At 71.7% G+C, this 23,432-nt stretch carries 21 protein-coding genes, 1 tRNA gene and 1 pseudogene; 13 read left to right on the top strand and 10 right to left on the bottom strand.

Annotation, left to right across the window (positions count from 1 at the left end; genetic code table 11):
• Positions 1 to 194: 194 nt before the first annotated feature.
• The 4 genes from V9U70_RS26550 to V9U70_RS26535 form a co-directional block, all read right to left on the bottom strand.
• On the bottom strand, positions 195 to 2,303 hold the full coding sequence (locus V9U70_RS26550; protein WP_336679269.1) for an ATP-binding protein: 2,109 nt from the start codon (positions 2,301 to 2,303) through the stop codon (positions 195 to 197).
• Positions 2,300 to 3,058, bottom strand: a complete 759-nt coding sequence (locus V9U70_RS26545; RefSeq protein WP_336679267.1) for a Pvc16 family protein — start codon at positions 3,056 to 3,058, stop codon at positions 2,300 to 2,302. Before V9U70_RS26545 ends, V9U70_RS26550 begins: the two co-directional genes overlap by 4 nt.
• Positions 3,059 to 3,089: 31 nt before the next feature.
• Entirely contained in the window at positions 3,090 to 5,138 is a 2,049-nt protein-coding gene (locus V9U70_RS26540) for a VWA domain-containing protein (RefSeq protein WP_336679265.1), read from the bottom strand.
• 438 nt (positions 5,139 to 5,576) lie between these two features.
• Entirely contained in the window at positions 5,577 to 6,206 is a 630-nt protein-coding gene (locus tag V9U70_RS26535) for a response regulator transcription factor (RefSeq protein ID WP_336679263.1), read from the bottom strand.
• A 212-nt stretch (positions 6,207 to 6,418) separates the two neighbouring features.
• Between V9U70_RS26535 and V9U70_RS26530 the strand changes: the two genes are divergently transcribed.
• Positions 6,419 to 7,780 carry a COG1470 family protein gene (locus V9U70_RS26530; RefSeq protein WP_336679261.1) on the top strand — a complete coding sequence of 454 codons (1,362 nt, stop codon included), beginning with the start codon at positions 6,419 to 6,421 and terminating at the stop codon, positions 7,778 to 7,780.
• 115 nt (positions 7,781 to 7,895) lie between these two features.
• Here V9U70_RS26530 and V9U70_RS26525 read toward each other — a convergent pair whose 3' ends face one another.
• The gene (locus V9U70_RS26525; protein WP_336679260.1) at positions 7,896 to 8,741 is read right to left on the bottom strand and encodes an eCIS core domain-containing protein; all 846 of its coding nucleotides are present in this window, start codon (positions 8,739 to 8,741) and stop codon (positions 7,896 to 7,898) included.
• 301 nt (positions 8,742 to 9,042) lie between these two features.
• Here V9U70_RS26525 and V9U70_RS26520 point away from each other — a divergent pair, with 301 nt between their 5' ends.
• From V9U70_RS26520 to V9U70_RS26505, 4 genes are all read left to right on the top strand, one after another.
• On the top strand, positions 9,043 to 9,690 hold the full coding sequence (locus V9U70_RS26520) for an HhH-GPD-type base excision DNA repair protein (protein ID WP_336679258.1): 648 nt from the start codon (positions 9,043 to 9,045) through the stop codon (positions 9,688 to 9,690).
• A 408-nt stretch (positions 9,691 to 10,098) separates the two neighbouring features.
• A complete protein-coding gene (locus V9U70_RS26515) occupies positions 10,099 to 11,625 on the top strand; it encodes a M28 family metallopeptidase (RefSeq protein ID WP_336679459.1) in 1,527 nt (508 codons plus the stop codon).
• 332 nt (positions 11,626 to 11,957) lie between these two features.
• The gene (locus tag V9U70_RS26510; RefSeq protein WP_336679256.1) at positions 11,958 to 12,254 is read left to right on the top strand and encodes a type II toxin-antitoxin system VapB family antitoxin; all 297 of its coding nucleotides are present in this window, start codon (positions 11,958 to 11,960) and stop codon (positions 12,252 to 12,254) included.
• 212 nt (positions 12,255 to 12,466) lie between these two features.
• Positions 12,467 to 13,069 carry a LytR C-terminal domain-containing protein gene (locus V9U70_RS26505; RefSeq protein WP_336679457.1) on the top strand — a complete coding sequence of 201 codons (603 nt, stop codon included), beginning with the start codon at positions 12,467 to 12,469 and terminating at the stop codon, positions 13,067 to 13,069.
• Between the two features lie 91 nt (positions 13,070 to 13,160).
• Here V9U70_RS26505 and upp read toward each other — a convergent pair whose 3' ends face one another.
• Positions 13,161 to 13,796: a uracil phosphoribosyltransferase gene (gene upp / locus V9U70_RS26500; protein WP_336679254.1), complete on the bottom strand. Its 636-nt coding sequence runs from the start codon at positions 13,794 to 13,796 to the stop codon at positions 13,161 to 13,163.
• A gap of 102 nt (positions 13,797 to 13,898) precedes the next feature.
• Between upp and V9U70_RS26495 the strand changes: the two genes are divergently transcribed.
• The 6 genes and pseudogenes from V9U70_RS26495 (at position 13,899) to V9U70_RS30725 (ending at position 17,892) form a co-directional block, all read left to right on the top strand.
• Entirely contained in the window at positions 13,899 to 14,141 is a 243-nt protein-coding gene (locus V9U70_RS26495) for a hypothetical protein (protein WP_336679252.1), read from the top strand.
• A 216-nt stretch (positions 14,142 to 14,357) separates the two neighbouring features.
• Complete coding sequence (locus V9U70_RS26490) at positions 14,358 to 14,921, top strand: tRNA adenosine deaminase-associated protein (RefSeq protein ID WP_336679455.1); 564 nt, start codon at positions 14,358 to 14,360, stop codon at positions 14,919 to 14,921.
• Between the two features lie 358 nt (positions 14,922 to 15,279).
• On the top strand, positions 15,280 to 15,708 hold the full coding sequence (tadA, locus tag V9U70_RS26485; protein WP_336679454.1) for a tRNA adenosine(34) deaminase TadA: 429 nt from the start codon (positions 15,280 to 15,282) through the stop codon (positions 15,706 to 15,708).
• 90 nt (positions 15,709 to 15,798) lie between these two features.
• Positions 15,799 to 15,886: transfer RNA gene (locus V9U70_RS26480), tRNA-Ser, on the top strand.
• Between the two features lie 437 nt (positions 15,887 to 16,323).
• Positions 16,324 to 16,503, top strand: a pseudogene (locus tag V9U70_RS30650) (Scr1 family TA system antitoxin-like transcriptional regulator); the annotation flags it as partial.
• Positions 16,504 to 17,661: 1,158 nt separating this feature from the next.
• Positions 17,662 to 17,892: a hypothetical protein gene (locus V9U70_RS30725; RefSeq protein ID WP_336679250.1), complete on the top strand. Its 231-nt coding sequence runs from the start codon at positions 17,662 to 17,664 to the stop codon at positions 17,890 to 17,892.
• A gap of 89 nt (positions 17,893 to 17,981) precedes the next feature.
• Here the strand turns inward: V9U70_RS30725 and V9U70_RS26470 are convergent, their stop codons facing one another.
• From V9U70_RS26470 to V9U70_RS26455, 4 genes are all read right to left on the bottom strand, one after another.
• Positions 17,982 to 19,079, bottom strand: a complete 1,098-nt coding sequence (locus V9U70_RS26470) for a methyltransferase domain-containing protein (protein ID WP_336679248.1) — start codon at positions 19,077 to 19,079, stop codon at positions 17,982 to 17,984.
• Positions 19,076 to 19,204: a hypothetical protein gene (locus tag V9U70_RS26465; protein WP_336679468.1), complete on the bottom strand. Its 129-nt coding sequence runs from the start codon at positions 19,202 to 19,204 to the stop codon at positions 19,076 to 19,078. Before V9U70_RS26465 ends, V9U70_RS26470 begins: the two co-directional genes overlap by 4 nt.
• 825 nt (positions 19,205 to 20,029) lie before the next feature.
• The gene (locus V9U70_RS26460; RefSeq protein ID WP_336679246.1) at positions 20,030 to 21,214 is read right to left on the bottom strand and encodes a helix-turn-helix domain-containing protein; all 1,185 of its coding nucleotides are present in this window, start codon (positions 21,212 to 21,214) and stop codon (positions 20,030 to 20,032) included.
• 44 nt (positions 21,215 to 21,258) lie between these two features.
• Positions 21,259 to 21,897, bottom strand: a complete 639-nt coding sequence (locus V9U70_RS26455; protein WP_336679244.1) for an HAD family hydrolase — start codon at positions 21,895 to 21,897, stop codon at positions 21,259 to 21,261.
• A 132-nt stretch (positions 21,898 to 22,029) separates the two neighbouring features.
• On the opposite strand from V9U70_RS26455, the gene V9U70_RS26450 reads away from it, so the two are divergent.
• The gene (locus tag V9U70_RS26450; protein WP_336679243.1) at positions 22,030 to 22,344 is read left to right on the top strand and encodes a 4a-hydroxytetrahydrobiopterin dehydratase; all 315 of its coding nucleotides are present in this window, start codon (positions 22,030 to 22,032) and stop codon (positions 22,342 to 22,344) included.
• Positions 22,345 to 22,482: 138 nt separating this feature from the next.
• Positions 22,483 to 23,064 (top strand): HD domain-containing protein, encoded by a 582-nt coding sequence (locus tag V9U70_RS26445; RefSeq protein ID WP_336679241.1) that lies wholly within the window; start codon positions 22,483 to 22,485, stop codon positions 23,062 to 23,064.
• Positions 23,065 to 23,432: the final 368 nt, after the last annotated feature.

Genomic DNA, 23,432 nt, shown 5'->3' with positions numbered 1-23,432 from the left:
TCCTGGACAGCGAAGGACGCCGCTCGTCGCCGCAGTCCTTCATCGGCACACGTAGCCCATCGACGCCGTGGTCGCCGCTACGGCGCTGCGCGCTCCGAAGCCGGCGGCGGTCCTGACCTCCGCCCCCCGAGGACCTGGCCGTGCTCTGCGGGGGCCGGGTCCGCATCGTCAAGGGCTGACGTCTCCCCGCCCCCTCACCCCTGCACCAGCTCCAGATAGGGCCCGAACTCCGAGGCAAGCGTCAGCCGTCCCAGCTTCTGGTACTCCCGCTGGATCGCGTGGATGACCGTCTCCATCGTCACCTCGTCCCCCGTGTCCGCCGCCAGGTACGCAGACGTCACCGCGATCGAGCGGATGTTGCCGCCCGCCAGCTCGAAGTTCTCGGCGCAGAAGGCGAGGTCGAGATCAGCGCCCCGGGGGACCGTCGGGCCCAGGCAGCGGTCCCAGAGAAGCAGACGCTGTTCGGGGCCTGGAACCGGGAAGTCGATGACCAGGTCCAGGCGGCGGGTGAAGGCGTCGTCCAGGTTGGCGCGGAGGTTGGTGGCGAGGATGGCAAGGCCGTCGAAGGACTCCATGCGCTGGAGGAGATAGGCGCTCTCCACGTTGGCGTAGCGGTCGTGGGCATCCTTCACGTCCGAGCGCTTGCCGAAGATCGCGTCCGCCTCGTCGAAGAGGAGTACGCCGTTCACGCCGGCCGCCTCGGTGAAGATGCGCTCCAGGTTCTTCTCCGTCTCGCCGACGTACTTGTCGATCACCGTCGCCAGGTCCACCGTGTAGAGGTCCAGGCCCAGGTCCGCGGCGATCACCTCGGCGGACATCGTCTTCCCGGTGCCCGAGTCCCCTGCGAAGAGCGCCGACACGCCCCGGCCCCGGCCTCCGCCCGGCCGCATCCCCCACTCCCCCAGCACCCGGTCGCGGTGGCGCGCGCGGGCGGTGAGTTCGCGGAGCTGGCTGTGGGCGTCGGGCGGGAGGACCAGGTCTTCCCAGGTCACCGCGGGTTCGATGCGGCGGGCCAGGCGGTCCAGGCCGGCCGCGTTCTGCGCGCGGGCGCCTCGGCGTACGTGGTCGGGGGTGAGGACGCCCCCGTCGAGCCGGGCCGTCTGGGCCGCGCTGCGGGCGGCGCCCGTCACCTGCTCCGGGGTGAGCAGGAAGGGGGCGAGCAGGTGGTCCGGGGCGATGGAGGGCGGGAGCGGGCCCGGGGCCCACCGCCGGTACGCCTCCGTCCACAGGGCCCCGCGCGCCGACGGCCCCACCCGCGGGGCGTGCAGGAGCAGGGGCGGGGCGGCCGACCAGGACGCGTCCCACGGGGCCCGGCCGACCAGGACCGTCGGGACCGGCGTCGCGGTCAGGAGCCGGAGCACGTGCGGGCGTTCCCGGGCCACCGCGTCCAGTGGCGCGCAGACCAGGCCCGCCCCGGTCAGGCGTGCCTCGCGGACCAGGGAGCGCACCGCCTCTGCGGGTGCGGGGTCCTCCGCGAGGCGCGCCAAGTCCAGCCCCAGGACGCCTCGGCCCGCCGATGTCAGCGCGGACGCCGCCAGGGCCGTGCCCGCCCCGCCCTGGTCCTCGCTCAGGTAGGCCAGCGTCACGCCGTCGGCCAGGACCCCGGCGAGCGGCGCCGGGTCGCCCACCCCGGGCACGGCCTGCCACGGGGCCAGCAGGTCCGCCAACCGCGGGTCCGGGGTGTCGTCGCCGAGGAGGTGCGCGGCCACCCGGTCCGGTACCCGCAGGGAGCGGCTCAGGAACGGGCGGTCCAAGTCCTCCGCGAGCAGCAGGCCACCGGCCCGCAGCGGGCCCCCCGCGGCCAGCCGGGCTCGGGCCGCCGCGTCGGACGGGGCCGTGCCGCACAGCCCCAGGGCCAGCCCGATCGACGGCCGGCGACGGGACACGTCGTCGTTCAGGTACGCGTAGAACGCCTCGAAGCGGTCGTCCAGGTCCGGCACGAGGGCGATGAGCAGGATCTCCGTGTCGAGCGGTGTGAGGCCGAACTCCGCTGCCAGGGCGGAGAGACGGGAGCCGGGCCGCGGCTCTGACGGAGCCCCCGTCAGCGCGGGGAAGCCCCGTGCGCCCTCCTCGTCCAGCAGGCGCGTGACGTTCTCGTCCGTCAGGTACAGGCCGCGGAAGTCGTCGTCCGGGTCCGGATCGGTGCTTCGCCGCAGCTCCACCGCGCGCCGGACGCGCTGTTCCACGATCGTCGCCCGTACGAGGAGGTCGCGCAGGTCGGGATCGCCGAGGGGCTGCTCCGCCGGGTCGGCACGCCCCCGCCCCTCCGGCCGCGCGCGCCCCGGCTCCGTGGACTCCGTCATCCGTCGCTCCCCTCCGGTGGGGTTCCGCGCCGCTCCGTGATGCGCAGCGACACCGCCCGTCCGCGCTCGCCGCCCCGTGACCGCTCCCCAGGGGGCCGTTCCGGGCGACCGGGGCGGGAGCCGTACACCGGCAGACCGGTGCGGCCGGGCACCGCCTGAGTCCGTACCTCCCCGGGCTCGGGCACGTCGCCGAACTCCGCCCGCATCCCCTCGTCGCCCACCGGCGGACCCGCCTCGTAGACCGGCGAGGCGGTCACCGGAACGCTGATGACCAGGTCCAGCGAGGGCTTCAGCTCGCCTCCGAGCGCACTCCACACGTCCGCGAACGACCGGTCCTCCGGCGGCGGCAGCGCGATCGACATCGGGACGGCGGCCCCCACCTCCGCCAGGGCTCCCGCCAGCCGCTCCGGCGGGAGCGCCTCGTACCGCAGCAGACAGGCCAGCAACGAGGAGAGCAGCCGGTGTTCGTCCTCCGGTCGCTTCGTCCACGCGGTGATCAGGTACGACAGCTTGAAGAAGCGGGGCGGGCGGCGGCGCGCGACGATCGCGCCGCGCTCGTCGTACTCGTTGTGCAGCCCCCGCTCCCGCCGCCGCATGTCCTCGCGGATGTCGTAGAGGTAGAGGTTGACCATGGGGGCGTTGACCTTGGCCGCCCACTCCCGGGTCGGGGCGTCGAAGACCACCGCGATCTGACGGCCCTCCAGCACCTCGGCCCGGATCAGGCCGCGCAGGACGTCGTCCACTTCGTGGATCATGCGGGAACCGCTTCCGTCGTGGGTGCCGGGATCATGAGCGGCCCGCGAAGTCCGGGGGCTGGAGGTTGCCCTGCACGACCAGGACCGGTTCCTGGAGTCGCGGCAGACCACGGGTGTCCGCCCGCAGGACGCGAGGGCCGAGCGTGTCCTTGCGCAGGACGAGCACCTGCACCTCGAAGGTCCCGTCCCGGCCCACGCGTACACCCGCCCGGTCGGCCGTGATGCCGATGTTCCACGTGAAACGTACGGTCTCGCCCGGCGGGTGGTCCGTGCCCCGCGCCAGGACCGGCTGCCCCGGCCTGGCGACCTGGGGGGTCACCTCAAGGGAGGGCTTCAGGACCCGGAACCGCTCCGCGTCCCGGTTGTTCGCCGAGCGCCGGTCGGGCAGGGTTCCGCGCACGGTGGCCCGTACGTCACCGGCGACCGCCGCACGGTAGACCGCCGTCTGCGTCACCTCGATCCGGCCCCCGGCGGGGATCGCGCACGGCCGGGCCGCCGTACACCGGCTCAGCCGCGGCACGGTGCGGTCGCCCGCCCCGGCCGTTTTCGGCCAGGTCGCCCCGAGGACGACTCCTCTCGCCGTGTCCGGCCCCGCGTTGGTGATCGTGAACCGGGCGCGCGCCGGCCGCCCCACGTACGTGCGGTCGGGGCTGACGTCGGCCCGTACGGCGAGGTCGGAGGCGGGGGGCGGGGGCGGGTCCGGCGGGAGGACCGGTTCCAGGACCTCGAACGCGGCCGTGTCCCGCCCCGTGTTGCCCGCCGAGTCGGTGGCGGAACAGGTCACCGTCGTCTCCCCCACCGGAAAGAGCGATCCGGAGGCAGGAGCGCACTCCACCGGCAGCGCCCCCTCCTGTGGGTCGGTCGCGGTCGCGGTGTAGCTGATCCGTGCGCCGTCGTCGTCCGTGGCCCTGGCCGTACGGTCGTCCACGGTGACCACCGGCACGTCGACGTCGTTCACGGCGATGCTGATCCGCTGCTGGAAGCCGGGGTCGGGCACGGCGGCCGGCCCGACCGTGTCCGTCCCCGGGATCTGGGTGCCGAGCAGGAACTGCACGGTGCAGGTCAGTGTCGTGCCCTGGGGGGCGTCCTCGGACACGTCGACCGTCTCCGCGAAGTGCGCGGTCCCGCCGCTGGTGAGCTGCCGGACGGGCGGGTCGAGGGCGACGGTCAGATGGGGGTCGCAGGCGTCGAGGCGGTGACCGACGGCGGTGGGCAGATTGTCGAAGCCCTCGATGATCGCCTCGGCGACCCGGTCCCCGTCGATCCCCTCCAGCAACCGGCCGCCGGTGGCCTCGATGATGCGGGTGGCCTGGCCGGGAGTGGTGGGCGGGTCCTCGACGTAGTCGGGGTTTCCGGCGTCGCCGTTGCCGTTGAGCCCGTCGCCGATGGTGCTCTCCACATCGACGCCGATCACGCGGACGCCCTTGTCCTGCAACGCGAAGACCGTGTCCTCGATGGTGTGGCCGTTGCTGGGCGAGTGGCTGGACGCGTCGCCCACCAGCACGACGACCGGGCTCGCGCCGTCGCGGAACACCGTCCGGCCGCCCGCGCCGTCGGCGATCTGCCACAGCCCGTTGATCCAGTCCTCCGAGGGGCCCCGGCTCGCCCCGCCGAGGTCGGTCCTCAGCCCGTCAACGCCCTCCTGCACCTTCGTCAGGTCGTCCGTCAGCTCCGTCAGGACCGAGAACCCCGCGTCGACGTCGCCCTCCTGATCGCCGAACGTGGCGACCGCGAAGCGCGAATCCGGCTGCTCTGCCAGGATCTTTCCGGTGATGGCGGGCACGTTCTCCCGCACACTCCGGATCGGGTCGGCCATGCTCGCCGTACCGTCCACCAGCAGCACAACGTCAGGCCGGGGCGGGATCGCCGGTGTCCGCACCTGCTTGTCCGCTCCCGTCGAACCACCCGGGTCGAGCGCCTCCTCCAGCGTCGCCGGAGTGACCCATGGTTCCGGAGGGGCCGGTACGGCGGCCGCCGTGCCGGTCGCGCCCGACGCGGGGGCGAGGCCGGCGGCCAGCAGGAGGAGGGCGAGCGCGGCAGAGCGCCGTGCACCGGGAAGGCCGCCCGTACGCGCGCCCACGGGCCTGCCGGCTCGCGTACGCCGCGCCGATCCTGGCTGGAACCACCGCACAGCATGCCTCCCCGCGTCGCCCGCCCGCTGGCTCGTCGTCGGCCTCGTCGCTCGTCGTCGGCCCGTTGACCCTCATGGCCTGTCGCCGGCCCGTTGCCTCGGGGTCCTGCCGCGCGTGACGGTCCGGCCCCTCGCCCTTCACCGTCGCCCGTCGGCCGCCCGCGCACAGCGGAGAGCGAGTCACTCCTCCGGGAAGCCGCAACTGCCCGATGGGGCACGGGATCTCGGCATCCGGCCGCCGCCCCGGCGGACGGAGACGGTGAGCAGGTGACAAGTGGCAGGCGGCGGGCGGCAGGTGGAAGTCGACAGGTGCCAGGCAACGGACAGCAGGCAACGGCCAGGCGGCAGGCGAGACCCCTCGGCGTCGAGGGGCCGAGGACGCCCCTGTCAGATCAGGCCCTGCCTCATCGCGTACGCCACCGCGTGGGAGCGGTTGCGCAGTTGCAGCCGGGTCATCACCGAGTGCAGCACGTTCTTGATCGTGCGCTCGGAGTACGCCAGCTTCGTCGCGATGTCCGCGGTGTCGTACCCCTCCGCGACCAGGCGCAACACGTCCACCTCACGGGCGGCCAGCCCGGTGAAGTGCAGACCGCGCGGGCCGAGCACCTGCCCCTGAAGCCTGCCGACCTCTTCGAGGAGTCGCCCGAGCAGGTCGGAGGGGAGGTGCCCCTCCCCCCGCGCCACCGTGCCGATGACCTGCACCAGGTGGTCCGGCGTCGACTCGGAGCGCCTGACCACCCCGGCGACACCGCACTCCGCCGCGCTCACCAGCTTCTGCTCGTCGATCTCCGTCGTCACCAGGACCGTGCGGCAGGTGCTGGTGCGCTGGATGTTGCGCAGAACGCGCAACACGTCCTCGTCGACCGTGTCGACCACCATCACCACGACCTGGGGAGAGACGTCGTCGGTGTCCCGCTCGACGAGGCTGACCTCGGGACGGGCCCGTAACTGGCTGGCCACGCCGGCCTGGGAAATGGGATCTTGCGCGCGTAGACCGACCGTGATGCGCTGCTCCATGCGAATGCTCCCCCTGGGCACCAGCCGGAAGCGTCACACAGCTCGCACAGGCTCCACAGCTGTATTCGTCGCCCCATCCGTTGTGAGGCGGACTGAAGATTCCCGCTCCCACCGACGAGGAAACTGCGTGGTTGCTCCGGGCATCACATCTGCCCGAAAGTGTTCCTCCGCGGCCGGTGTCCGCCCACCGGCCCGGCTCTACGGTCCGCCCTATGAGTCTTACGGCAAGTCTCGACGCGTCATCCGTCACCGCCGTGCCCGGCGAGGAGACGGCTCTTCCCCTCCAGGTGCTGAACTCCGGTCGGACCGTCGAGGAGTACCGTTTCGAGGTGGTCGGCGCGTGCGCCGCCTGGTCGACGGTGGAACCCGCGGTTCTCTCCCTTTACCCAGGTGACTCGGGGACCGTGTCGCTCGTCCTGCGCCCGCCGCGCGACGCGGCGGTCCCCGCGGGGGAGTCGACGTTCGGTATACGGGTGGTGCCGGCCGGTGGCCAGGACGACACGGTGGTGCCCGAAGGCCGGGTGACCGTCCTGCCGTTCCACGAGACGACCGCCGAACTGGTCCCGCGCGGCTCCACCGGTGCGCGCAGCGGACGGCACCAGTTCGCCGTCGACAACCGGGGCAACGTCCCGGTGACCGTACGGCTGGGAGCGCAGCCCGGTACGGAGCAGGCCCGGGTGGCCTTCGCCGTTCCCGAGCTGCGGATCGAGCCGGGGCACGCAAAGTTCGCGAGGCTGCGCATCCGTCCGGCGAAGCGGATGTGGCGCGGCACACCGGTGACCCACGCCTTCCAGGTGTTCGCCGCCCCGCAGCCGGCCGAGGGGGAGGAGCCCCCGGCGCCGGTGCTGGTGGACGGCTCCTACCAGCAGGAACCGATTCTGCCGCGCTGGCTGCCCCGCGCCCTGATCACCGCCGCCGTCGTGCTGATCGCCCTGGTCGGCATCTGGTACCTGCTGTTGCGCCCGGCGGTGAAGTCCGCGGCCCGGGAGGCGGTGACGCCAGAGGCGGTACGGTCGGCCGCCGCGGCGGACAGGAGCGACGTCCCGGTGGAGGGCGGTCCGGGCGGGGCCGGCTCCTCGGGCGGCGCCGTGGCCGGTGTGGGCCCGGACGGCGGGGCCTCTGGCCCGACCCCGTCGCCCAGCCCTTCCGCCACGGGCAGCGGCGACGCCGAGGGCTCGACGGGCGCGGTCGCTGCGGCGGGGGACCCGACCAGCGCCCAGGTCCGGGTCCAGGACGGCGTGGGCGGCGGGTCGAACACCGGAACGGCCCTGGAGGTGCCGGCCGGCCACGTCTTCCAGCTCACCGACATCGTGGTGCAGAACCCGCAGGGGGACGCGGGCACGGTCGTCGTCACGGCCGGGGAGGACACCCGGGTCCTGAGCCTCGGGCTGGAGAACTTCCGCGACTCGGACTACCACTTCGTGACCCCGATCCTGGTCCCCGCGGGCGGCAGGGTCACGATGACCATCGACTGCCGGAGGGTCGGCAGGCCGGTGGGTGCTCCGGCCCCCTCGCGGTGCACGTCCTCGATGTTCCTGGGCGGCACGATGCGGGCGCAAGCGGCGGACGACTGACACCGGGCGCCGGGGGCACCGGCCGCCGCCCGGCCCCGCCCAGCGGCGACGGGGCGGGGCCGGGCCCCGGCCCCGCCCCGGCCAGAGCGGTCTTCCCCCACGCCCGCACCCAGGCCTACGCCGGTGGCTTCTCCTCTTCCTCTTCCTCACCGGGCTTTAGCTCCTCCGCCCGCTGGACGAACGACCCCTGCACCTCGGCCGGCTGCTCGTCCTCGTCCTCCGTGGACTCCCGCTGCACGGCCGGAGCCGGGACGGACACGGCGGAGGCAGCGGCCGGGGACGCCTCGGGCCCGGCCGGCGCGGGATCGGCCAGCACCCGGTCCGCGTTCGCCACCGCTTCGCGCTCGAACCGGTCCGAGGGGTCGCTGACCCGGATGCCGCCCGGAGCCTCCGTCCCCTCCACGGGGCCGTTGCGCTGCTGGACCACATGGGTCAGCTCATGGGCCAGCGTGGTGCGCCCCTGCGGTGACGTGGGGTCGTAGGCGTCGCGCTGGAACACCACGTTGTTGCCGACCGTGTACGCGTGGGCCCCGACGGCCTTCGCCGATTCGTGGGCGGCGGAGTCGTGGTGGACGCGTACGTCGGAGAAGTCCGCGCCCATCCGGCGCTCCATGTCCGTCCGGGTGTCGGTGTCCAGGGGCGAGCCGCCGCCGGACCCCACCACGTCGTGGACCGGCGACCGCTGTTCCTCCGCGGCCTGTTCCGACGCGGAGGCCTGTTCCGACGCGGAGGGGCCGGAGCCGGACCGGGCCCGCTGGACCATCGCCCCGAGGGCCCCGTTGCCGACGGTCCGTTGGAGCAGGCCCATGCCGGCCGCGCCGACCACATCGGCACGGCCTGCGGCGGCCGCCCGGAAGACGTGGTGGTCCTGCTCGCTCCCCCGAGGCCCGGACCCGTGGCGCTCACGCCCCGGTCGCTCGTGGTGCTCGTGGTGTTCCTGCTCGATGTCGTGTGCGTTCATCCTCAGCTCCCCTGACCGCACCGTCCTCGGCATTCCACGATTACGGGGCGGCCCCCGGCCCGTCCAGCCCGCGCCCGGCCCGGCAGGGGCATCCGAGGCTGCCTCTTCGGGCACCACGAGGACGCCGACGACCGCCGGACGGGCCTCCTCGTCCTCGTGGGGCGAAGAGGAACGACGACGCGGCCTCCATACCCCTCCGCGTCCCCGTGCGGGCGGCGGTTACTCCCTTCGGCCGACGGGGTGGGGGCCATCGGCTCAGCCCCGGTCGCCGTCCTCGGCGGTGCTCGGGATGATCGGCGGCATGACAGCCAGTGACAGCGGCAAGGACATCACGCTGCGGATCGCCCAGCGGCCCGAGGCCGACGAGTTGCTCGCCCGCAGCCCGCTGGCCGCCCTGGTCGGCATGCTGCTCGACCAGCAGGTGCCGATGGAGTGGGCGTTCACCGGCCCGTACACGCTCGCGCAGCGGATGGGCTCCGACGATCTGGACGCGGGGCGGATCGCCGCCGCCGACCCGGACGCCTTGACCGAGCTGTTCACCGCCAAGCCGGCCCTGCACCGCTACCCCGGTTCCATGGCCCAGCGGGTGCAGCAGTTGTGCCAGTACCTGGTGACGGAGTACGGCGGCGACGCGGGAGCCGTGTGGCGGGACGCCGCCACCGGGGAGGAGCTGCTGGGGCGTCTGCGCGCCCTGCCGGGTTTCGGCGACCAGAAGGCAAGGATCTTCCTCGCGCTGCTCGGCAAGCAGTTCGGCGTGCGGCCCCCGGGGTGGCGGGAGGCGGCGGGGCCGTACGGGGAGGCGGGCTCACGCCGCTCCGTCGCCGACATCACGGGGCCGGAGTCGCTCGCCGAGGTCCGGGCCGGCAAACAGGAGGCCAAAGCGGCGGCGAAGGCAGCCGAAGCCGCGAAGAGGACCGGGACCTCACCGAAGAAGTCGCAGAAGAAGTGAGGGTGATCCAAAACCGGCCAGCGGCTGCGACCCTCTGATCGAAATCGGCCACAACGGTTCACATACGCCACCCCACTCGCTAACTTTCGGCAGGACATTCATTCGTTCGGAGACCAGCGGTCGGGGGCCGCGAAGCTCAGGCGACGACGTCTCGGGCGCCGCCTCCGGCAACGCCTCAGAGAGCGCAGTCCCAGCCGCCAAAGGCCCCGTCGTCGAGAGTCAGCCGTCGGACACCGTCCCGGGCGCCACGTTCCGGACACCCGCCGTCGGACACCAGCCGTCGGGCGCCCCGTCCCGGACACCGACGCCGCCAGACCCAGTCGTCCGGACCAGCCGTCCGGACCCAGCCGTCCGGACCCGTCGTCCGGACCCGGAAGGACTCCTGTGCACGCACTACGTCGCAGAGCCATGGCCGTCGTGGCCGCCACCGCCCTGGCCACCCCGCTGCTCCTGGCCGCGGCCCCCCACCCGGGAGGGCCTCCGGGGCACGACCCCGCGAAGGACGCCGCCAAGCTGTCGCGGAAACTGGTGAAGAAGGCGACCGCGCAAGGCGCGTACCGCCACCTCCAGCAGTTCCAGGCGATAGCCGACTCGGCCGGGGGCCATCGCGCCGCCGGCTCCCTGGGTCACGACGCCTCGGCCGCGTACGTCTACCGCCAGCTCCAGCGTGCCGGGTACGAGGTCTCCTACGAGAGCTTCCGCTTCGTCTACACGGAGACTCTGGCCGAAAGGCTCGCCGTGGTCGCGCCGACGCCCCGCGACGTGACGGTCAAGGCCATGACGTACACCCCGTCGACCGAGGTCGGCGGATTGACGGCCGGGCTCGCCGAGGTCCCCGCGGACGGGACGACGGGCTGTGAGGCCTCCGACTACGCCTCCGCGGACTTCACCGGCAAGATCGCGCTGATCAAGCGCGGCGGCTGCTCCTTCGCGCAGAAGCAGGCGACCGCCGCCGACGCCGGAGCGGCCGGAGCGGTCATCTACAACAACACCGAGGGGGCGCTGTCCGGCACCCTGGGCGACGTCGCCTCCGGCAGAATCCCCACCGGCGGCCTCACCCAGGAGGAGGGCGAGAGGCTCGCCGCCGACCTCGCGGGCGGTGAGGTCACCGTCTCCTTCGAGATCCGCGAGCTCCAGGAGGAGCGCCCCACCCGCAACGTCATCGCCGAGACGCGCGGCGGCAGCGCGGACCGGACCGTGATGCTCGGCGCGCACCTCGACTCGGTGACCGAGGGCCCCGGCATCAACGACAACGCCTCCGGCTCCGCCGGGCTGCTCGAAGTCGCCCTGGAACTCGCCAGGACGAAGAGCAGGCCCGCCAACAAGGTGCGGTTCGCCTGGTGGTCGGCCGAGGAGAACGGTCTGATCGGCTCGGAGAAGTACGTCACCGCGCTCTCCGAGGAGCAGCGCGAGCAGATCGCGCTCTACCTCAACTTCGACATGATCGCCTCACCGAACGGCGTCCAGTTCGTCTTCGACGGCGACGACTCCGACCGGGTCGGGGAGGGCCCCGGCCCGGAAGGCTCCGCCCAACTGGAGCGGGACATCAACGAGTTCCTCGACGGCAAGGGCAAGCCGCACGAGGGCACGGACTTCACCGGCCGCTCCGACTACGGGCCGTTCATCGAGGTGGGCATCCCCTCCGGCGGCACGGACACCGGCGCGGAGGGCATCAAGACGGCGGCCCAGGCGCAGACGTTCGGCGGGGAGGCGGGGATCGCCTACGACCCCTGCTACCACGCGGCCTGCGACGACCTGGGCAACATCGACATGGGGCACTTCGACACCAACATCGACGTGATCGCCAACGCCGTCGGGACGTACGCCCACGACCTGAGCTCCCTGACCCGCCCGGTCGCCCCCGCCCCCAGCAACGGCACGCCCGGCAGCGGCGGCGGCCTGCGCGCGGGCCACGGCCACGAGGTCACCGAGTAGCCGCCCGCGCCCCCGCGCCGCTCCAGCGGTAGACCGGTGAGCCCGTACGCGCACGAGGCCTGGCCCCCGGCACGGTCCGGCGTACCCGCCGCCGGCCCGGCGCCCCCGCACCCTTCGGCCGGGGCGCGGGGCCGGGCGGGCGGGGCCCCGGGGGCCGAAGGGCCCGACGCCCGGTCCGCGGGGTCGGGCCCGGCGACCCCCGGCGGTCCCGGGGCCGGTATCCCGACGTATCCCGCACTATGCGACCTTTGCGTCGGTGGCGTGGTGGGGCGGCGGCAGTGCGGTCGGTTCCCTGGCTGGGCCCGACGGCCCGTGCCCGGTAGGCTTTCCGTGTGATCTTCAAGCGCATCGGAAATGGGCGGCCCTACCCCGACCACGGCCGGGAAAGCACCCGACAGTGGGCGGATGTCGCGCCGCGTCCGGTCCGCCTGGACCAGCTCGTGACCACCAAGGGACAGCTGGACCTGGAGACCCTTCTCGCCGAGGACTCCACCTTCTACGGCGACCTGTTCGCGCACGTGGTGAAGTGGCGGGGCGACCTCTATCTGGAGGACGGGCTGCACCGGGCGGTCCGTGCCGCGCTCCAGCAGCGCCAGGTGCTGCACGCCCGCGTCCTCGATCTGGGCTGACCCCGCCGCCCCTGCCGCCCGCCATCGGCCCCTGCTCGCGCACTCCTCCGGGCGCCGCGGAACCTTCCGGCCCGGTCCGGTCGGGCCCTTTCGGGCTTTCGGGCCTTTCGGGTGCTTTCGCACTCGTCCGGGTGCCCCCCGTTGATCATTTAGTACGCATCATCACCGGGTCGCACTACGCTTCGTCCATGAGCATGCTCACACCCCCCGGCCTGGGCGGAAAGTACCGCATCACGGGCGACGCCTACCCCCGCATGCGCCGCCCCCGCAACCGCCGAAGGCTGGTCTTCGCGGGTGTCTGCGCCGTCATGGCGCTCGGCCTGGCCGGCTGGGGCACGCTGCAGCTCATCGACGTCTTCACCGGCGGCGACAAGAGCGCCGGCGCGGCCGAACACCAGCCGGCCTGCCCCACCCCGAAGCCACCGGCTCCCGTCAAGGCGCTTCCGAAACCGGCCGACGTCAAGGTCAACGTCTACAACGCGACGACGCGCAGCGGACTGGCCAAGGCCGCCGCCGACGAGCTCGAGAAGCGCGGATTCGCCGTCGGCGAGGTGGGCAACGCCTCCGAGGAGTACGACAAGAAGGTGCCCGGCACGGCCGTGCTGCTCGGCTCCCCGACCGCCGTGGACAGCGGCTTCACCGTCCTCGGGACACAACTGGCGGGCACGGTGCGGAAGACCGACGCCCGCAAAACGGGGGAGGTCGACCTGATCCTCGGAGCGAAGTTCACGGCGTTCAGCACCCCGCAGGAGGCCACCGCCGCGATGGCGGCCCTGACCAAGCCCTCCCCGGCCCCGGCCCCGTCCGGCTGCTGACGCCCCCGCGCGGGCAGAGGGCCCGCGGCGTGACGACGCCTCGTGCCGCTCGGTGGCGTACGCGAAGGCCGCGCGGTGCCGTGGGCGGGCCCTACTCCGCCGTGCCGTACATCCGGTCGCCCGCGTCCCCGAGGCCGGGAACGATGTAGCCCTGCTCGTTGAGCCGCTCGTCGACCGATGCGGTGACGACCGTGACCGGGGTGCCCGCCAGCTCGCGCTCCATCACCTCGACGCCCTCGGGCGCGGCGAGGAGGACCACGGCCGTGACGTCGTCGGCGCCGCGCTTGATCAGCTCGCGGATGGCCGCCACGAGGGTGCCGCCGGTGGCCAGCATCGGGTCGAGGACGTAGACCTGCCGGCCGGAGAGGTCCTCGGGCATCCGGGTCGCGTACGTCTCCGCCTGGAGCGTCTCCTCGTTGCGGATCATGCCGAGGAAGCCGACCTCGGCCGTCGGCAGGAGGCGCACCATGCCGTCAAGCATGCCGAGACCGGCGCGCAGGATGGGGACGACGAGGGGGCGCGGGTGCGACAGCTTCACGCCCGTCGTGGGCGTCACGGGGGTGTCGACGTCGACCAGGTCGGTACGCACGTCCCGGGTGGCCTCGTAGGCGAGAAGGGTGACCAGCTCGTCGGCGAGCCGCCGGAAGGTAGGGGAGTCGGTGCGCTTGTCGCGCAGCGTGGTGAGTTTGTGCGCCACCAGCGGGTGGTCGACGACGTGAATCCGCATGCGCCAACAGTAACCGTGCCGTCCGGTCCTCTGCGCTGGCATCAACCACCTGTTCGGAGGGAAGGTGGGGCGTACGGACCCGAGCGCTGAGGTGGTGTGTCGATGCCGGACGGGGAACAGCAGCCCTCCCCGGGCTCGCGCGGTCTGAGCGACGCGCGCGAACCGCAGGACGCGGCGGGTGGCGTCGAGGACGCGCAGGAGAGTGACGCCGCGCGGCGACGCCGACGCGCCCAGTTCCTCCGTGAGCTCCACGAGGCGAAGCAGCTGCGCGACCGGGTGCAGCCCCGCAGGGCCCGTGCGGCCCGTATGCGCCATCAGATGCGGATGCGCACGTTCCGCTGGTGAACCCCCGCGTACCACCGGCGCACTCCCCCGCCGATCGATGCGTCAGGGAGAGGGCCGACCAGGCACTCCTGGAACTGATGGCCGACGCAACGGCCGAAGAGGTCTCGCACGGCGCTTGTTTCTGCCACGATGCCGATTGGGCGGGGCCCAGGGCAGGCGGATCACCGTCTGCTCCCCCGTCGGACCGATTCGCCTATGACCAGTGGGAGAGTCACGGTGTACTTCGCCGCACTGCTCGCGCGCACCGAAGACGGGTGGGAAGCGAGCGATACAGAGCTCGACGATGTGGAGACCCTGTCCGACCTGACGGATCTGGCCCGGGAGGCCTCGGTGGACGAGGACACGGTCCTGGTCTACATCGAGCAGGAGGACGCCTGGTTCGGCGTCGTCCGGGTGGACGGTGAGGAGGACCCCCGTATCTACGTCTCGGACGCCTCCGCCGCCGCCCGCTCCTCGTACGGGGAGATCCTGCTCACCGACGAGGTGCTCGGCCGTGAACCAGGGGTCGAGGACGAGATCGCCGCGCTGGAGGAGCTCGTCGACCTCGACGGCACGGAGGACGGCGAGCCGGAGCGGTCCGCCGTCGGGGCAGGGGCCGCCGGGGCGGCCGACGGCGACGTCCCGGAACCCGACGCCGTGCCGGCGGGCCCGATCGGAGAGCTCGGGGTCCTCGCCGACCTGGGGATGTCCGAGAAGGAGCTGCTGACCCTGCAGACGGACGCGCTCGGGGAGATCGCGGAGGCCGTCGGGGCGTCCGAGGTCCTGGAGACGGTCCGGTAGGGGGTGTCCGGCGGAACAGGGCCGGGAGGCCGCGGCGTCCGGTCCGGTGCGTCGCAAGGCGCTGGAGCGTCCTCATCGCGGAGCGATCCGGGCGTTTCGGCGACGCCGCGAGGCGCCGTGCCAGGCGTCGCGGACCCGGCTCTGATCCGCCGGACACCCCCTCGGGGGTGACAGCCGCCGAACGCTCCGGGCGGGGCCGGGCCCGCCCCCGCAGGCACGGTTCGGCCCGCCCGGCCCGCCCGCCCGCCATGCCCCCGTCCGTTAGGGTCCGCGGGTGACCGCACGACCGCCGCACTCTTCGTCCCCGCCCTCCCCGGCCCCCGCGCCCGACCCGGTACGCGACCCCTGGCGGGCCACGATGCGCCGCGCCTTGGCCGAGGCCGCCCAGGCGGCGTCGGCCGGCGACGTGCCGGTCGGCGCCGTCGTCCTCGGCCCCGACGGCGTCCCGCTCGCCGCCGCCCACAACGAACGCGAGGCCACCGGTGACCCGACCGCCCACGCCGAGGTCCTCGCCCTGCGCCGAGCGGCCGGGGCCCACGGCGCGTGGCGCCTGACCGGCTGCACGCTGGTGGTCACCCTGGAACCCTGCACGATGTGCGCGGGCGCGCTGGTCCAGTCCCGGGTCGACCGGGTCGTCTACGGGGCCCGCGACGAGAAGGCGGGGGCGGCCGGCTCCCTCTGGGACGTCGTCCGCGACCGCCGCCTCAACCACCGCCCGGAGGTCATCGGCGGCGTACTGGAGGCCGACTGCGCCGACCAGCTGACCTCCTTCTTCCGCACACTCTGACCTCCGTCTCCGGCAGGTGCCCGCCTCGGACGGCCCTCTTCCCGGGAACCGATTTCTGTCCGCGCCCCGCGATGGTCTAAGCTCTCTCTCGGTAGCGTGTCCGAGCGGCCGAAGGAGCTCGCCTCGAAAGCGAGTGTGGCGTAACCCGTCACCGTGGGTTCAAATCCCACCGCTACCGCTTCTCACACCCCCTTGATCTGCGGAAACGCGATCAGGGGGGTGTTTTGCGTCTACCGCACCGAGATGCGCCCCTTCCCGCCCCGATCACTGGTCACCACCCACACAATCTTGCCGAAGGACGCTCGGCCACGCCTCAGCGCAAGGCCAATGCCTCGCCAAGGTGCAGCCCCCGTCCACGGGCCCGCTGATCGGAAGGCGGCCGAAGACGCGGCGTGCGACTCCGGGTTTCGTGCATCTCCACACGGCACTTTCCGGGTTCGGCAGCAACAGTGAGCGTGAACGAGCCGCGCGCCCCGGGCCCGTAGCGGGGAGCACGCGCAGCAAGTCATCTGGGCCGCCGCCAGGAACCCCACGGCAGCAGACCGTATGGGCATCTTTGGTCGAAGTACGGCTGGTGCGCCAGCCGGTGCTCACCCGTGAGAACCGCTTGGCCTCTGGGCGATCATCGCTGAAGCCGCTCTTCGCACCCGGTGCTCCGACCTCCAGACCATGCACAACCAACTCAACCGCCTCGTCGCTCTGCCCGGAGGGCCAACGATCACCATTCAGATACTCCCAGCACCCCATGCACGCCAGATGGGCGCGTTCTCCGTCCTCGGGTACGAAAAACCATAGGCAGACCTGTCCGTCGTCCATGACGAGTCGCTGACCAGCGCGCTGTACGCCGAGGAGCGCAGCCGCGTATCGGTGAGAAACAGTTTCTCGCCCTCCTGAACCCGCAGGTCAGGAACCGTGGGGCCCCGCGCGTGCGGCGCGCGCGTGCGGAGGTGGTCCCAAACAGGCTACTCACGTGAGTAGCCTGTGGTTCCCGCGCGTACGGGGTCGGTCTTCTCAAACCGCTCAGAGATCCCACGTTCGTCTCGTGGTCCTCGCAGAAGCGGGGGTGAGCCTTAGGGCGAGCACTCTTCACTCATGATCCCCGCCCGCGCGGGGCTACTCCGCCAGGCAGGCGTCAGCTCCCGTGACGATGTCGGCGCATAGATGTCGGGCTCAGTGCGCCCCTATGAGCGCCCTTCCGACAGCGGCGTGGCGACCAACCGCCGTCCTATAAGTCATACAACATCCGGCACTCCCATCCTTATCAGAACTAGGGAGAGCTCTCTTCTCTAAGAATCTCGCTGCTCAACCATCGGGAAGCCAGGAACAAAGGCCCGTTACCTGGCCACGTGACCGGTCGTTATCGCACCAGACCAACGGCCAGAGGCCAACGGGCCGCACCGCCCCGACGCCAGGCCTCACCCCCGCCGGGACCCCGGCCGCCCCAGGAGCCAGAGATGACACCAGCGATCCCCTGTTACGGCCACGGCGACACCGCGCACCGCCTCCTCCTCGTGTTGACTTCAGCAGGGCTGATTGCGCCGCCCGCCCTGGCCCCGCCCACTGCCGCCCCCTGGGGCTGGGGCGTCACAGTGATCGTCGTGGTATGGCTGCTCGTCCTAGGTGCACCAGACGGTGCGATGCGACGGCCTTGCCCTTGCCGACATCACTGAAATTGAACCCGTGTCGTAGGGGCTGGCGTCCCCTCTCCGCTCCGGTGCTACCGGGACATACGGCATCCACAAGGGGGCGGGCTGACTGCCGAAGGGCATTAATTCCGCGCAAAGTTTAGGCTCAAGGCGGCCGAAAGGTTCGCCCAGCGCGAGGCGAGCCCGGTGATCGCCAAGGGCCTGCGGGTCAGCGTCCGCTCGGTACAGCGTTGGCGGCAGATGCGGGACGAAGGCGGTCCGGGGCTCTGTGGTGACAGGGACGCAGGGGCCGGCATCGCTGCCGAGGATGAACGAGAAGCAGTTCGCCCAGCTGGAGGTAGAGCTGGCCAGAACCTCGCCACAGCGCGGCCGAGCACCGATGGCGCTGGTTCGGAATCGTTCTCGCAGGCGGGTGCCCATCCTCGCCGCCCATCAGCAGCTCGGCGGCCCTATCACGCTCATCTGGGAAAACCTGAACGTTGATAAGGCCGCCAACCTGCGAGAGTTCGCCGCCTCCAAGGGTCGGCTGACCATCTGAATGCGGGCTGGTCCCCGTCCTGCTGACGATATTCGGCGAGTGGGGGTGTGGCCCCTACACAGGACTGAGCCCCTTCCCCGGGCTACGCCCTACCGGGGCCGGATGACCTCGTGCGGGTCACGCAGCCACACCTGCTGCCCCCGGTCCGTCACGGTCAGCCCGAAGTGCTCCGCATCGGGTCGCCCCACCGACTCGTACTCCCACCAGGCCTGCTCGATCTCCTCCCACAGGAGCCCCGGCCCGTACTGCCATACCTCCTCCCCGGTGGCGGCTGTCGCGGCGGCTCCGTTCTCGCGGGTCACCCAGACCTGAACACCTGCTGGGGTGCCCTGATGGATGAGCCGCACTCCGGGCAACCGCGCCCCCGCGTACAGCGCGAATCCGAGGTCGAGGAGCCGAGCAGGGTCCAGGCCCGCCGCACGGGCCCGCCCCTTCCCCGGCACCTTGTGGAGATCGGGCACGCGATGGGATCGCATGGGCATATACGTAGCCCCGCCGCAGAACGGCCCGACCGCTGTGCCGTCGTCCTGGACACAAAGCTGGACCAACGCGCCTGACCAGAACTCCCGGGCGAGCGGGGCCACGACGATCCCGCCGGGCCGAACCTGCCGGAGCAGCGCGTACGGGACGCACCGCAGCGCGCAGGTGGAGATCAGCCGGTCCACGGGCCCCAGGCCGGGCCACGGCTGCTCACCGTCCCCGACCCGCAGATGCGGCCGGTACCCCGCCCGAGAGAGGGCATCGGTCGCTTGCCGGGCGATGACGGGATCCAGTTCCACGCTGTGGACCAGGTCGTCACCGAGCCGCTCGCAGAGCAGCGCGGCTACGTACCCGGTGCCGGTCCCGATCTCCAACGCCCGCATCCCGTCCTCGACATCGAGCAGCCCGAGCATCCGGGCGACCATCGAGGGCATCGAGTTCGACGACGTGGCGATGCCGGGCCCTCCTTCGGCCCCGTCGTCCAGCTGCGTGACGACCGGCTCGTCGCTGTTCACCAACGCGAGCCACTCATCCGTTCCCGCGACGGGCTCGCACCGGTCGGGCAACTGCCGCCAGACCTCCGCCGGGACGAACCGGCTTCGCGGCACAGCCTCGAACACCTGCCGCCAACGGGCGGTGAGGAGACCACGGTCGGCAAGGGCCTGCACCAGAGCCGGGTAGGTGGGGGCCTGCTGTTCGGTGCTCACGGCTGCGCGGCGTACTTGGGGCGGCTGCCGTCCGGAGAAGGCTTCGGCTCCGAGGGCGGCGACCACGGCTTGTCCGACGGAGGACCGCCATGCTTGCCGTCGTCAGTCAGGGAGGTGCTGCTCATCGTGAATCTCCTCTGTTTGGTGAGGGCGGTCAGTTGCCCGCCCGAGAAGTCGGTAGATCCCGTACGGCGGAAAGAGGTCGACGCGGCGCGGCCGGCCGCCCTCGGCGCACCCCCGGCAGAGAAGGTCCCGGCCGCCTGGGGTGCGCCGGACCGCGGTGACCGGGGCGTGCCAACACGCCTCGCAGATACGCACATCCCTAGCCGAGAAGTTGATCACCCAGCTACTCGGACAGCGGTGGTCGTGGCGTGGCACGGGCAGACGCATTCCGGCCGCCGACACAGGGCATGCGCAACAGGCAGGCCCGACACCGAGGCGCTGCGGCAGACAACGCCGCACGAGCCGTCCGCCCCCGCCGACAGCCCATCCAGACCGACCCCCACACCCTCCGCCACATCGGCGACGGCGATCGGATCACCACGCCACAGCAGCGTCACTCCATGCTCCGGACAATAGGCACCCGACTCGTCCTCGACCGGAAAGTCATGCACGCCGCCCTCCGCGAAACACCTCATCCGCGTCGCGCCTCCCGCCAGGCACGGCCTAGGGGGACCGAGGTCGGACAGGAGACTCCGGCGCGACAGGTGGCGCAGCGCTGGGTGTGGTCGAGCCACGTCCTGTACGTGGTGGCGTCGCTTCCGCGCCGACTGCTGCTCCCGCGGCTTGCCCCGCCATTTGGCCGGGCGATGCGCAGCCCCCTCACGAGCACGGGCATGGTCGTGATCAGTGTCATCCAGTCTCCTCAACTACCTGTCTGGTGTGCACGGGTAGAGCATGGAGCCAAGGACGAGGCCCGACTGCTACGGCGTGTAGCTGCAAGGCACGGTTCAGACCGCCCCGACCCAGTGGGCGAAGTGCGTCAGGCTCTCGGCGTCAGAGCGGTGGAAGCGGCGTAGGTTTCGGGCGACCTCACGCGTCCAGGGGTGCTCGCGCGTGTGCTGGGGTGCCGCAGCACGAGCCATCCGGAGGCTGGTGAAGGCATCTACGGGGCGACCCGCCCAATCCTGAGCTCTGGCGAGTTCAATGTAGAACCCGCTGCGGCGCTCGGCCGGCAGATCGATGCCCGGTGTCCATGCGGCAGCGGTACGGAGGGCCCGGCCGGCGTGCTCAGGTCCGAGGCTGACCGCGACGGACACTTCGTGGATGCGGACACTTTCAGGTCCGAAGGCCGTGCCCAGGTAGCAGCTTTCTTGGCCGACTTGTTCGCTCAGCTGTCGGGCGCGAGCCAGGTGGGCATCGGCCGCTTCTACGTTCTGGGCGCGACTCGCGATCACTGCGGCCCTCATGTGGAGTGCGCCACGAGCGGCTGCCTGCGTGCGCCCGTCCGGTGCCGGAGCGGCCTCGATGGCCTGCTCCAGCGCTACCAGGCCGGCTGCGTGAGCGCGGGCGGCGAAGAACGTCTCGGCACAGACGTACGAGGCGGTCGCTTGGACGAGGGGATCCGCAGCACGGTCGGCTGCCCAGCGCATCAGGTCGATGAGCCGCGCGGAGAGGTCGTGGGCCCCGTGCTTGTAGGCGACGGCATCGGCGGTTCGAGCAGCAGATGCCAACATCCGCGCGGCATTGCGGTGTTCGGTGCCCGGGGCAGTGTGGACGTAGCGAATCGCATCGGTCAGCACATCAGGGATGACGGTGGCGATCCGGCCGTACTGGGCGGCGAGACGCCAGCCCACCGCCGTGCTGATTTCGTCGGCCAGTTCCCCAGGTCTGCGCGTCGGCGGGCCCAGAGCCAGGTCGTACCCAGCGATCGCTTCCGACAGGGCGGGCAGCGCCCGGTGGACTCGTCGCTCCGTGCCGACGTGATCCGTGCGCAGACGAGTTACGTCCACCTCAAGGGCATCCGCGATCGCTTCGAGTACATCGTCGCCGGGCCGGCGAGCACCTCGTTCGATGGCGCGAACCATGGCGTAGGACACATGGGATGCCGCCGCGAGTCCGGATTGGGTGAAGCGGCGTGCACGACGACAGGCGGCGATTCGCCTGCCGATCTCCTGCGGACTGTCGGAATACACCCACTGACCGTACGCGCGCGATGACGTTGTGGAACCTGAATCCTCTACTTTCCGGCGATCACGGTGAGCTCCGTGAGCGACTGGATCATCCAGTCCGCGGTCGCGTGCACCTGGCCGTCACCGCCCCATAGGCGTCCCCAGGGGCCACGGCGGATATGCGCGGTGCGCAGCCCGGCTCGGGCGGCGGGGAACGTATCGTTCGCGGGGTGGTCGCCGACGTACACGGTGTCCGTCGCGGATGCACCGGACGCATCGAGGACCCTTGCGAAGAACTCCGCCGAAGGCTTGGCACAGCCCCACTCCTCAGAGGTCGCGACGAGATCGGCGGGCAAATCGAGCGCCCGAAGCAACTCACCTGCACGTACGGTCTGGTTGCCTGCGACGACGACGCGCATCCCTAGGTGCCGTAGCTTCGCAAGCGCGGGGCGGACGTCTTCGTACAGGTCGGACTCATCGAGGCACTCACCTCGTCCGGCTGCCTCGCGGACGGCGTACTCGGCCTGAACATCGATGTCCGGCTTAACCAGCTTCAGCGCTTCGGAGTTATCGAGCCCCTGGGCCGTCACGGCACCGACGAGGGCGGACAGAGTGTGCCTGGGCACGCCGAGCCAATCGGCCCAGGAACTCCAGTAGCGGTCGTCCCGGACGAGAGTCTCACCTATGTCGAACACGAACGTCTTCACACATCGAGCCTAGGGGCGGCATCCAGGCATCGCGACATCCTCCCGGTTCTGGGGCCGGGCTCCATGGCACGACGCCCCGGCCGACCGGGGCCTCGCGGGGATCTTGGCGCCGATGACCGAAGGGAACTGACGATGGGCAAGAATCCGCTGCCGGACGAGGAGATCACCCTACGGCTGCCCGAGCTATCGGGCTGGGTACGTGAAGGGGACGCGATCCCCCGCACGTTCGAGATTCGTTACCACGGCGGCGTCGCGATGATCGTGAACGTCGCAGACGTCGAACGGCTCGTCGGGCACCACGCGGACATCGACCTGCGATGGGACCACGTGCGGTTCGCCATCACGACGCATGACGCCGGACACCGGCTCACCGCAGCCGACTTCGACCTGGCCGGACGGATCGACCGGATCGCGGCGGCGCATCAGGCACAGCCTCACAACTCCTGACCGAGACACACGGATACGCCGCGCCCGGGGTAGCGCGGAACGAGCCCACGCCCACCACTCCCGGCGATGCTGGATGGCCGGGAGCCGGACGGTATCCGGTACGCAACCCGCCTCGCCGAGGCGTGAGTGGAGAGGGTCGTGACCGACGACCTGTCCGCGGCGGGCCGCTTCCTGTACGAGGCGGGCACGCTCAAGCAGGCGCGGCGCACCGGTTGGTGGATGGCCCGGGCCCGTGACCCCGAGGGCGTCGCCGAGCACTCGTGGCGTACGGCGCTGATCCCTACGATCATCGCGAAGCTGAAGGGCGCGGACCCCGTTCGGGCCGCCTACCTCGCCGTGTGGCACGACACGCAGGAGACGCGGACCGGGGACGTGAATCACCTCGGGAAGAAGTACGCGCCCGCCGGTGACCCGCAGGAGGCCACCGCCGACCAGACGGCGGGCATGCCCGAGGTGCTGGCCTCAGCGGTCCGCAAGTTGGTAGCGGAGTACGGGGCGAAGGAGTCGCCGGAAGCGGTCTGTGCCCAGGACGCGGACAAGCTGGAGTTCCTGCTCCAGGGCATCGAGTACAAGGCTCAGGGTTACGAGAACACCCAGCGGTGGATCGACAACAGCCGCGGCCGCCTCGTCACCGAGGCAGCGAACCAGCTGGCCGACGAACTCCTGGCACAAGGGACCATCGACTGGCTGCGCACCGCCCTGGGCGAAGGTGAGACGTAGACCTCTCTCGAAGCTCGGAGCTCGGGTCTTGAGCCCCGGGCTTCGGGGCGGCCGAATCACTCTTCCGGGTGTATGTGGGTGGGGCCCCGCCCGAAGCTCGGGGCCCGGGACTCGGGCGTCGGGATGCGAGGTTCGGGGTTCGAGCGCCTTCTTTAACCGGTAGGTAGAAGAAGGGGTTTGGGAAAGACCTCCCCACCTCCCTGCCTCGTCACCGCCAGCAAGTATGACTAATCGTGACAGCTTGCGGCGCAGCGTCACGACTGCTTACGGTGCGAGAACCAAACGACCCCGACACGGTGTTGGACGCACCAGGCCGGGGTCTCACCGCAAGATCGCTACCCTAGAAAGACGATCCCGTGGCTACCCAG

This window comes from Streptomyces pratensis (assembly GCF_037137275.1).
GTDB classification, from domain to species: Bacteria; Actinomycetota; Actinomycetes; order Streptomycetales; family Streptomycetaceae; genus Streptomyces; species Streptomyces pratensis_B.
The sequence above is the reverse complement of the archived record's forward strand: the minus strand, read 5'-3'. Positions and strand labels throughout refer to the sequence as shown.

Excerpts from the sequence above, each read along its gene's own strand:
- V9U70_RS26550 (WP_336679269.1), bottom strand. The coding sequence starts at position 2,303 with ATGACGGAGTCCACGGAGCCGGGGCGCGCGCGGCCGGAGGGGCGGGGG.
- V9U70_RS26545 (WP_336679267.1), bottom strand. The coding sequence starts at position 3,058 with ATGATCCACGAAGTGGACGACGTCCTGCGCGGCCTGATCCGGGCCGAG.
- V9U70_RS26535 (WP_336679263.1), bottom strand. The coding sequence starts at position 6,206 with ATGGAGCAGCGCATCACGGTCGGTCTACGCGCGCAAGATCCCATTTCC.
- V9U70_RS26530 (WP_336679261.1), top strand. The coding sequence starts at position 6,419 with ATGAGTCTTACGGCAAGTCTCGACGCGTCATCCGTCACCGCCGTGCCC.
- V9U70_RS26525 (WP_336679260.1), bottom strand. The coding sequence starts at position 8,741 with ATGAACGCACACGACATCGAGCAGGAACACCACGAGCACCACGAGCGA.
- V9U70_RS26520 (WP_336679258.1), top strand. The coding sequence starts at position 9,043 with ATGACAGCCAGTGACAGCGGCAAGGACATCACGCTGCGGATCGCCCAG.
- V9U70_RS26515 (WP_336679459.1), top strand. The coding sequence starts at position 10,099 with ATGGCCGTCGTGGCCGCCACCGCCCTGGCCACCCCGCTGCTCCTGGCC.
- upp (WP_336679254.1), bottom strand. The coding sequence starts at position 13,796 with ATGCGGATTCACGTCGTCGACCACCCGCTGGTGGCGCACAAACTCACC.
- V9U70_RS26495 (WP_336679252.1), top strand. The coding sequence starts at position 13,899 with ATGCCGGACGGGGAACAGCAGCCCTCCCCGGGCTCGCGCGGTCTGAGC.
- tadA (WP_336679454.1), top strand. The coding sequence starts at position 15,280 with ATGCGCCGCGCCTTGGCCGAGGCCGCCCAGGCGGCGTCGGCCGGCGAC.
- V9U70_RS30725 (WP_336679250.1), top strand. The coding sequence starts at position 17,662 with ATGAACGAGAAGCAGTTCGCCCAGCTGGAGGTAGAGCTGGCCAGAACC.
- V9U70_RS26465 (WP_336679468.1), bottom strand. The coding sequence starts at position 19,204 with ATGAGCAGCACCTCCCTGACTGACGACGGCAAGCATGGCGGTCCTCCG.
- V9U70_RS26450 (WP_336679243.1), top strand. The coding sequence starts at position 22,030 with ATGGGCAAGAATCCGCTGCCGGACGAGGAGATCACCCTACGGCTGCCC.